Consider the following 11,743-nt stretch of genomic DNA (forward strand, 5'->3'; position numbering starts at 1 on the left):
ATTTACATTTTTATGAAAAAAGTTTACACAAATCGATGGTGTTGGCGCCGTGGTTTACAAAATGTAGGAATTATAGTTCTTACATTGTTTGGAGCCGTGCAAAGCTTGGATGCCCAGGTAAGCGGCTATACGTTTTCGCAAAATGTTGGTACATTTACCAGTATTGCTTCTACCGGTACGGTTGTTACAGGGAGTGACGCCACTACAGCTACGACAAATGATACATCTGGATGGGCAGTCACCATACCATTTGGCTTTAATTTTAATGGTATTAATTACACATCAATTTATGTTAATTCTAACGGGGGGGCTACCTTTGGCACGACCACAAGTACGAGTAGTACGGTAATATCTGACACCACAGGATACGCAGGAGCGATTGGTGTTATGAACCGGGACTTATGGGGTGCATTTGTCACCTCCGGAGTTACTACCACAGGTTCAAATGTGATCACCAATGTAGGATCCTTTCAGGGGATTGAAGTTGGTAAACTGCTGAATAACGTTAATGGAATACCTGCCAGTACAACAGTTACTGCATTTGATCAGGTTGCCGGTACTATTACGATGTCGAATAATGCCACCTCGGGCTCTGCAACCGCGGTAATTCGCTACGGAACCGGTAAGATCTATACATCAACAGAAGGAACTGCTCCTAACAGAGTATTTGTTATAGAATGGAAAGGTTATAATGATTACGGTACAACAACTGCATTAAGCAACCATCTAAATTTCCAGTTAAGATTGGCTGAAACTACAAATGTTATCTCCGCAGTTTACGGACCAACTTATAATATCAGTACGACCTCACGAACCAATCAAGTTGGTTTGAGAGGAACAGTAAGTACGGATTTTAACAACAGAACAGGTGCGGCAGCCACTCCATGGAATGCTACCACAGCCGGAACTTCTAACAGTGCTACGGTTGCCAGAGATAATGTTAATTATCCGGCGTCAGGCCAGACATTTACATGGACTCCTCAGTCATGTTTGTGGGTGACCAGTGCTATTACGGTGAATACTCCGACAGCCACATCATTAAATGTGAGTTGGACGGCGTCGGCATCCGCTCCAGCAAATTATGAAGTTTATTACAGTACAGTAAATACTGCACCTACATCATCAACGGTTTTAAACAGCAGTAATTCAGTTACCACAAATACGAATTCCGGTACAATTACCGGGTTAACGCCAGGAACTAATTATTATGTGTGGGTTAGACCTCGCTGTTCAACAACAGATGTTGGAACATGGTCTGCATCGTCAGGAACTGCAGCTACACTTTGTGCACCTTTGACGTCGATGACGGAGAATTTTGACAGCTATGCTACCGGAAATGCGGTGCCACTTTGTTGGGGAAGAATTGTTCCGGCAACTACACCAGGTTCTCAAAGCATCTCATCAACTACTCCAGCATCGGGTACGAGAAATATTTTCCAGACTGCAACCGCAGCTCAGACCCCTGTAACAGTAGTGTTACCGGAGTTCAGTAATATTAATGCCGGTACGCATTGGTTGAAAATGAAGGCGAGAGTTGGAGTTGCACCAGGAACATTAAATGTGGGTTACGTAACAATCCCAACAGATGCTTCAACTTTTGTAAATATTCAAACCCTGAATATAACAAATACCACCTATACTACAGGAGCAGATTACTCTGTTGTTGTACCTTCTACGGTTCCAGCAGGTGCACGTCTTGCGATTATGAATCCGGCAGACGGAAAATCATATTATTATGATGATGTGATTTGGGAACAAATTCCAACATGTTTCCCTGTCACTTCACTTCTGGTGACAGGTCAAACGGCAAATTCAATAGATCTATCATGGACTGCACCAGCTACAGCGCCTGCGAATGGTTATGAGATCTATTACAGCACTTCTAATGTTGCACCTACTTCTACAACAGTTCTCAACAGTACCAATTCTGTTACCAGTACTACAACTACTGTTACAGTTCCAGGATTAACAGTAGGTACTCAATATTATTTTTGGGTGAGATCAAACTGTAGTACTGTTGATAAAAGCACCTGGACAGCTCAGCCTGCAGCAGGATATACAGGTTATTGTATCCCGACTGGTGGATCTAGTTCTACAACCTATTATTTAAAAACGATTACCACTACCGGAGGTACCACTAATCTAAACTATTCGGCAAGTGCATATGCAGCTTATGCAGATAATACGGCTACTTCATTCTCAAGTTACGCAGGGGCAACTTTAAACTATGCGATAACCAGTTCTACAACTGCGACCTGTTATTTCTATATATGGATTGACTGGAATAATGATCTGGACTTTTCTGATGTCGGAGAAACAATTTTAGCAACTACTACATATGCTGCAACTACTGCCGGATCATTTAACATTCCTGTTGGTCAGGCCCTGGGGTCGTATCGCGTAAGAATTGGCGAATCCGAGAATGGAGTAATTACGGCTTGTGGACCTGCTCCTTATGGAAATTATGTTGATTTTACATTCAATGTAGTAGCTCCTCCAGCTTGTTTGGAACCTTCAGCAGTTGCTGTGAACGGGCCTACGGTAAACTCAGTTGCTGTAGCCTGGACGGCACCAACTCCTGCTCCTGCATTAGGGTATGAAGTTTATTACAGTACAGTGAATACAGCACCTACTTCTACAACAGTTTTAGATGGTACAAATTCTGTAAGTTCTACTTCTACTAACGCAACAATTGCTGGTTTATCGGCTAATACCACCTATTATGTGTGGGTGAGATCTAAATGTTCAACCACTCAATTCAGTACTTGGGTCACCGCAGGTTCTGCAACGACTTTGTGTACGGCAACCAATATTCCATATGCGCAGGATTTTGAAAGTGTGACCACGCCAGCACTTCCGGCATGTACAACGATTCAGAATGCCGGTACTGGAAATGACTGGATTACATATTCTCCGGCAACAGGAAGTTTTAATACAAAGGTCCTAAATTATACTTATAATACAGCAAATCCGGCAAATGCCTGGTTCTATACTCAGGGACTTAATTTAACCGGCGGAACTTCATACCGTTTGAAATTTATTTATGGAAATGCGAGCGGTACTACTTATCCTGAAAAGCTGAAAGTTGCCTATGGTAACAGCGCAGTGAACACCGCTATGACAACTGTATTGGCAGATTACCCAAATGTAGTGAACGGAACAACCGCCAACAGTGTGATTGTTGACTTTACACCTTCTACTACTGGTGTTTATTATATCGGTTTCAACGCGTATTCCGCTGCCGATATGAACAGGCTGTATGTAGATAATATCTCGGTTGATGTAACGCCAACCTGTCAGGAACCAACCGGACTGAGCAGTTCAGGTGCCACGCTGAATTCTATTTCACTTGCGTGGACGGCTCCAGCTTCGGCTCCAGCAGGTGGTTATGATGTTTATTACAGTACTGTTAATACAGCACCGACTTCAACTACTGTTCTGGATGCCAGCAATTCTGTAACTTCAACTACTGCATCGGCAACAATCCCTGGTTTAACATCTAATACTACTTATTATGCTTGGGTTCGCTCTCATTGCAGCACAACAGATCAGAGCGTTTGGGTAGGACCTGCAACTGTAGTTACAGGATATTGTATTCCAACAGGTGGTGGCAGTTCAACCGCTTATTATTTAAATGATGTTTCTACTACAGGTGCAGTGAACAATATCAGCTATACTGTTTCTTCGTACACTGCTTATGTAGATAATACCGCTACTTCGGTAACAAGTTACCCTGGTGGAAGTTTTAATTATCAACTGAAATCATCAGGAGGAAGTACTTATTATTACTACATTTGGGTTGATCTGAACAATGATCTTGATTTTGCTGATACTGGCGAAACCATCGTTGCCACAACTGCATACGCTGCAACTAATACTGGAACAATCAATATCCCTTCTACATTGGCTATCGGAAATTACAGAATGCGAATTGCCTCGTCTTATTCAGGCGCAATTACTTCCTGTGGTCCGGCTCCTTATGGAAACTATATTGATTATACATTAAATATAGCCCCGGCTCCAACCTGTTTAGCGCCTACTAATTTTGCGCTTTCTGCATCAGGAACAACCACCGCAGGATTTACATGGACTGCCTCAACAACAGTACCGGCCAATGGCTACACGGTGTATTACAGTACAGTAAACACTGCACCAACGGCTACAACTGTATTAAACAGTTCCAACTCCGTAACGAGTGCAGTTTCACCTGCGTCTGTTACAGGTCTAAACCCTGCAACAACCTATTATGCATGGATCAGAAGTAACTGTTCTGCTTCAGATCAAAGTTCATGGTCCGGACCTCTTAACTTTACCACTAACTGTGTGGAAGTTGCCACTTTGTACGAGAATTTTGATACGACAAGTGCTACAGGTCAGGTTCTTCCAACTTGTTGGTCTAAAATTGTGGCCGGTTCTTCAAATACGTATGTTCAGGCAAGTACGGTAATGAGCAGTCCTAATAACCTTTATCTGTACGGTAACTCAGCCACTGAAATTGCTATCGTTAAATTACCTGCTTTAAGCAATTTAAGCACCGGAAACTATAGCCTAGCCTTTAAAGGACGAGCAAACTTTACGGCTGGTGGGATAGTGGAAGTGGGTTATATGACCAATCCTACAGATGCGGCGACTTTCGTTGTTTTAGGAACCTATACTGCCACCAGTGTAACAGCTGTTGACAATTACTTCTTAACTATTACCGGAGTTCCTGCAGGTGTAACCACACTTGCGCTGAGACATACTGGTTCTCCTGCTTACAGTGTATTAATTGATGATTTTAAATATGATCTGACCACTGTTCTTGGAACAGCAAATGTTTCAGTTAATACTAAAGAGGTTTCATTATATCCTAACCCATTCCAGGATGTATTGAATATTTCAGATGTTAAAGATGTAACTTCTGTAATCATCACTGATATTTCAGGAAGAACGGTTAAAACGATTGCAAAACCAACTGCTGAACTTCAACTGGGTGGTTTAACAGCCGGAATGTATTTGGTAACGCTCAAATACAAAGACGGCTCAGTTAAAACTATGAAAGCAATTAAGAAGTAATTTTTAATTAATTCATTAATATTTAAGGCGGCCCAATTGGGCCGCCTTTTTATGGAAGTCATAGTATGATAATAAAAGAATAAATGCAATATTTTAAACAATTGTTTATTTGTAAAGTGATATTATAACATTTTAATGTATTTAATAAAAAATATTTATAATAGTATGAAATTCTTTGTCAAGTCACATAAAAGTGTATTTTTGTTACATAATTTTAAACTTTTTTTTTATGAAAAAACTCAGACTAATTTATGTACTTCTGATAGGTCTTATGACTTGTCAGATGTATGTAGCCCAAAATTTTACTGTCAGTCAATGTTCCACAGGTATCGCAACCAATACCTATGGACCAATGAACAGTGTAACCACTGCGAATAGTAAGAACCGGACTGCCTTTATTATCCCAGCAAGTCAGCTGCAGGCAATTGCTGGTGGAAATATTACTTCTACCTATTTCAGAAGAATGGCAGCAGCAGGTACTTTGCCTGCCGGTACCACATTCAGTATTTATTTAAAGAATACAGCAGCCGTTAATTTTCCAACTGCCCCAACTTGGGCGACAGAAATAGCCTCTGCTACATTGGTTTACAATTCAGATCCTGCTGCTGCAGTGGGAAATACTGCTGGGTTTAAGCAATTTTTACATACTTCTGGCTTTGTTTACACTTCTGGAAGTAATCTTGCCGTGTATATGGAATACGTTCAAACCACCGGCCCTACAACTTCTATTACTTGGGACTATGAATACGGAAGTCCTTGTGTTAATACCGCAACGGGAACAAATACCACCAGATATCAGAATACCACTGGCGCTTTTACAGCTACTCTAGCTAGTGGAGAAGGTAGAAGACCTGTTATCGCATTTGATGTTACGATGCCGCCTGCGACTGTGGCGCCAGCATGTACTACTGTATCTGCACCAGCCAATGCCGCAACTGGAGTGTCTATAACTCCAACAATTTCATGGGCGGGTGTATATGGTGCAAACGGTGCTTCCAGTTATTTAATTAATTTAGGAACAACACCAGGAGGAACTAATGTATTAAATTCTTTTAACGCCGGTAATTCGGTTTCATATACGCTTCCTTCAACAAGTCCGCTGATGTACAATACTGCTTATTATTTGACAGTAATTCCTACTAATAATGTAGGAAATGCTACTGGCTGTACAGAAACATCTTTTACTACAATCAATATTCCGTGCCCTTCGGTTTCCTCTCCTGGAACTGCAGCTACTGGAACCTCTTTGATGCCAACAATAAACTGGGCTGCAGTAAATGGCGCTACCGGCTATAGATTATCTGTAGGAACAACAGCAGGAGGTACTAATATTCTAAATAATATAGATTTAGGGAACGTATTCACATATTCTTTTTCTTCCAACCTGAGTCCAAATACACAGTATTTTTATACCGTGTATTCATATGACGGCATCAATACGTCCACAGGTTGTACTGAAAGAAATTTCACAACCGGATCAGCAGTGCCGCCTGCTAATGATAACTGTGCTAATGCGATTGCTTTAACGGTTAATCCTTCTTTGACTTGTACAACAACAACGCCAGGAAATACTTTGGGTGCAACACAATCTCAAGCTGCTTCACCATGTTTTGGAAATCCCGATGATGATGTCTGGTATAGTTTTGTTGCTACCAACCCAAGTCATGTGATTACCTTAAGTAATGTAGTTGCTACGGGTACATCCACTTCCACGGATACCTATTTTCAGGTGTTGAGTGGCACTTGCGGAACCTTGACAAGTGTTCTATGTAGTGATCCACTATCAGCAACTGCTAACGGATTAACTCCTGGGCAAACTTATTATGTAAGGGTTTACAGTTATGCTGGTCCGGGAGCAAACCAAAGTTTTAATATTTGTATAAGTACGCCACCACCACCACCAGCAAACGACGATTGTGCAAATGCTGTTTCACTAACCGTTAATCCTGATATGAATTGCGGAAGTGTAACACCAGGAACTACTTTAGGTGGTACTAATTCCGGTGTACCGGTTGGTACTTGTTCAGGAACTCCCGATGATGATGTTTGGTATTCTTTCACTGCCACAGCCACATCTCATACTTTTTGGTTGAAAAATGTGGTTTCGGTTGGCACATCAACCTCAACATCTTTGTATGCTCAGATCTTCTCAGGTACCTGCGGAAGTTTAACCAGCACAACCTGTATCACTTCCAATACGAATTATTCGCTTTTAAATGGTTTAACAGTAGGCCAGACCTATTATGTAAGAGTTTATAATTCTGATACCAATTCAGGCGCGACTTTTTATGCCAGTACTTTTGATCTTTGTATCGGTACTTTACCAGCTGCTCCTGTAAATGATAACTGTGCAAATGCTGTAACCTTATCAGTTAATCCGGATTTGAATTGTGTAACACCTGTCGCAGGAACTACATTATCGGCTACAAACTCAGGCTTAGCAGTTACGCCTTGTGCCGGTACAGCGGATGATGACGTTTGGTATTCATTTATCGCAACCAGTACTGGACATATGGTCATGCTGTCAAACATCACAGCGGCAGGTACTTCGACCTCAGTCGCCCTGAATACACAGGTATTTAGCGGGGTTTGTGGCACACTAGTAAGTTTAGGCTGTGGTACCACTGCTAACACTCCAGTTTCAGGTTTAACCCCTGGGCAAACCTACTATGTTAGGGTTTATAATTCTAATACGAATGGTACTACACTTTATGCAAATAATTTTAACATCTGTATTGGTACAATACCACCCCCACCAGCCAATGATGATTGTGCAAATGCAGTGTCCCTTACTGTTGGCAGTTCCGGCGTATGCAGTAATCCTGTAAGCGGTTCTACAATCAGTGCAACAGCGAGTACTGGGACAGCACCAACCTGTGCTGCAACCGGCATTAATGATGATGTTTGGTATTCGTTCACTGCAACTTCAACCACTCATCTTGTAAATGTTGCATACAGCGATAACGCCACAGCAACACAGGTCTACTCAGGAACATGTGGAAGCCTTACTGCGATAGCATGTTTCTCCGGAGCTTATGGAAACTCCAACGTTCTTTTGTCAACCTTGAATATAGGGCAAACATATTATGTGAGAGTTTACTCTGTAAGCGCTACTGCTGCTACGACTTCTAATTTCCAGATTTGTATCACAACGCCCGTAGTACCTACCAACGATACGTGCGCTACTGCAATTGCAATCGCTCCTAATGGTTCGGTTACTGGAAATAATGCTCTCGCCACTGCTGACACTTTACCAGCATCAACATGTGGAAGCGCAACGCCAACCGCAACTTATAATGGGGTTTGGTATACTGTTACCTCACAAGTAAGTGGTCCTATTACGATCAGTGCATGTGGAACCGCGTTTGATGCTTATATGAGAGTCTATACGGGAGACTGTAGTACACTGACTTGTGTGGCCAATACCTCAGGTGTAGGTTATGCAGATTCCGGTTGTTCAGGTAATAATAATGCGCCAACCGTTACATTTACTGCAACCGCAGGTACTACTTATTACGTGTATTTGACCAGTTATTCAGCTGACCAAATTGGTTATTATACCATATCGACAACCGGTACATTAGGTACATCTGATGTGAGTGCAGAGACAAAAAAGGTATCTGTTTATCCGAACCCATTCCATGATGTATTAAATATTTCAGATGTTAAAGATGTTATATCTGTAACAATCACTGATATTTCAGGGAGAACGGTTAAAACAATTGCAAAACCAACTGCTGAACTTCAGTTAGGTAGTTTAACAGCCGGAATGTATTTGGTAACCCTTAAATACAAAGACGGATCTGTAAAAACAATGAAAGCGATTAAGAAATAATTTTTAAACCTTTTGTTATATTTAAGGCGGCCCAAATGGGCCGCCTTTTTTTGTGAATTTCTATTTCGCATAAATTTTTCGCAAGCTTAGCAATAGATTGTTATTGAATTGTGCAATATTTCTGTATTTTATTGCTCAATTAAATGTTTTTCTTACATTAGCATTTATTAATATTAATTAAAAAAAACACAAGGTTATGAAAAAACTTTTACTGATGTGTCTTATTTTATTTATTGGCACAGTTTACAATGCCCAAATTACTTTGGGAAGTGGTACGAATACCGGTGTTGCACCCATAAGCACTTATTACGGCTATTCGTATGTTCAGCAGATTTTCCCGAAATCTGAAATTAATGCAAATGCTGCAGGTAATATTACCGGACTCAAATTTTATCTTTCTTCATCCAGTACGCTAACCAATTCTGATGAATGGATCGTTTATCTGGGGCATACAACAAATTCCACATTCTCTAGTACTTCAGCATGGATTCCGTTAACAAATTTAACACAGGTATTTTCAGGAACGGTTACCAATAATGCTGGAGTTGTTGAAATTACTTTCACAACACCTTTTGCCTATAACAATATAGATAATCTTGTTATAGCAGCAGAGGAAAATAAAGCAGATTATGATAGTAATGGATTTTCTGAAGCGATGTATGTGTACAGTGGAGCTGCCAATGGTTCATTATATTACAGAGATGACAGCGTGAATCCTGATCCGGCAACTCCTCCTGCTGGTACCAGATCTGCTAATAAATCCGTTGTTACAATTGTAGGTCTCACTGCAAGCACAGTTCCTGCATGTCCTGTGGTTACCGCACCGGCAGCGAATGCTACGGGTGTTTCTGAGTTGCCCACTATTACTTGGAATGCAGTTTCAAATGCAACAGGTTACAGAATTAAGGTCGGTACAACTCCAGGAGGATCAGACGTCCTGAATTCAGTTGACGTTGGAAATGTTACTACATACACTTTTTCTACTCCATTGGCTTACAACAAGCAACACTACTACACTGTAACTTCATATAATGGCGCCAATCCTTCGGTGGGCTGCAGTGAAAATACGTTTACAACAAAAAACATTCCTTGTCCAACAGTTACGGCACCGACAGCTAACGCTGCGGGACTCTCCACAACGCCTACCATAACATGGGATGCTGTAAATGGTGCTACAGGCTACAGATTATCAGTGGGAACCACCCCCGGAGGTACAAATATTCTAAATAATATTGATTTAGGCAATGCGGCTTCCTATACTTTCACAGCACCTTTAGCAAATTCTACGAAATATTATTATACTGTAAATTCGTATAATACTTTGAATGTCTCTTCATCTTGTGTGCAAAGAGTTTTTGCCACAGCCTGTCTGCCCTTTACCTCACTGCCTTGGTCAGAAAACTTTGATGCTATGCCAAATATCGGTACCGAAGTTTTACCGGTCTGCTGGTTAACTTCAGGATCGCATACCACACAAAATGCGGCTTCCCAAACTTATAACAATCCGAGATCCGCCCCTAATTATGTAACAATTTACTACCCTACAACTGCTGCAGATTTATGGACTCCTGGTTTTACTTTAACTGCAGGTCAGTCTTATGACTTTTCATTCTATTGGGCGGGTGATGATACATCAGGATGGCAAGGTGATGTATATGTAAATTCAGCACAGTCATCTACGGGTGCAACCCAGCTGGGAAGTTCATTTGTAATTCCAGCCACGACTACAACTCCTGCTTACACCCAATATAAAGTTACGTACGTGCCTGCTACTACAGGAACCTATTATTTCGGGATAGAAACATTGGCAACATCATTTGCCCCTTATTACATGGGATTTGATGATTTTAAATTAGAATTGACGCCTTCATGTGCAGAACCGAGCAACCTTTCTGTTTCCGGTAACAACCTCAGCTGGGTGGCACCGGCAACAGCACCGGCAAACGGATATCAATATTATTATTCCACTACAAATACCCCGCCTACTACTGGTACACCTACAACTGCTACCACGGTATCAGTAGGAACCCTTTCGCCAGAAACGACCTATTATTTCTGGGTGAGATCGATGTGTGCAGCGGGCGAAAGTACGTGGGCATCTTATTCATTTACAACTCCTCCGACAACCCCGGCAAATGATGCCTGTACTTCAGCAATAAATGGATCTCCCACTGCAACAACTCCATATACCAATACTCAGAACGCTTTAGCAGCAACCAACAACAGTGGATTTGTATCTTGTGGAACATCAGGTATGAATGATGGCGTTTGGTATACCATTCTTGGAGATGGAACTACAATGACAGTGACCTTGAGTAACGTGACTGGTTGGGATCCGGAAATAGGTGTCTATACCGGTAGCTGCGGTAGCTTTAACTGTGTCGGTAGTGTGGATGATAATGGAGATGATACAGGAGAAACTATTTCTTTCGTTGCTGTTCAGGGAACCACTTATTATATAAATGTGGGACAATACTCCGGCTTTACAGATAATCCTGAAGGTCCATTCACAATCAGCATGTCTACGAACGGAATTTTAGGAACTTCAGATCTTATTTCTGATGTCAGAACAGTGAAGATTTATCCGAACCCATTCCATGATGTATTGTACATTACAGAGGTTAAAGATGTAACGTCTGTTATCATTACAGATATTTCCGGAAGAACGGTTAAAACAATTGCAAAACCAACTGCTGAACTTCAGTTAGGTGGTTTAACAGCCGGAATGTATTTGGTAACCCTTAAATACAAAGACGGATCTGTAAAAACAATGAAAGCGATTAAGAAATAATTTTAAAATTATTATCTAAAGGCAGCCAATCAGGCTGCCTTTTTTATTTATATAATTTTACT

3 protein-coding genes are annotated in these 11,743 nt (G+C 41.2%); all 3 read left to right on the forward strand.

Annotation, left to right across the window (positions count from 1 at the left end):
- The first annotated feature begins 12 nt into the window (after nucleotides 1-12).
- The 3 genes from FUA25_RS06825 to FUA25_RS06835 all read left to right on the forward strand — a co-directional run bounded on the left by FUA25_RS06825 (nucleotide 13) and on the right by FUA25_RS06835 (nucleotide 11,681).
- Entirely contained in the window at nucleotides 13-5,055 is a 5,043-nt protein-coding gene (locus tag FUA25_RS06825) for a fibronectin type III domain-containing protein (RefSeq protein WP_147756154.1), read from the forward strand.
- A gap of 229 nt (nucleotides 5,056-5,284) precedes the next feature.
- Nucleotides 5,285-8,890: a T9SS type A sorting domain-containing protein gene (locus tag FUA25_RS06830; RefSeq protein WP_147756155.1), complete on the forward strand. Its 3,606-nt coding sequence runs from the start codon at nucleotides 5,285-5,287 to the stop codon at nucleotides 8,888-8,890.
- A gap of 196 nt (nucleotides 8,891-9,086) precedes the next feature.
- On the forward strand, nucleotides 9,087-11,681 hold the full coding sequence (locus FUA25_RS06835) for a T9SS type A sorting domain-containing protein (RefSeq protein ID WP_147756156.1): 2,595 nt from the start codon (nucleotides 9,087-9,089) through the stop codon (nucleotides 11,679-11,681).
- Nucleotides 11,682-11,743: the final 62 nt, after the last annotated feature.

It is taken from the genome of Chryseobacterium sp. (assembly GCF_008014695.1).
Taxonomy (GTDB): Bacteria; Bacteroidota; Bacteroidia; order Flavobacteriales; family Weeksellaceae; genus Kaistella.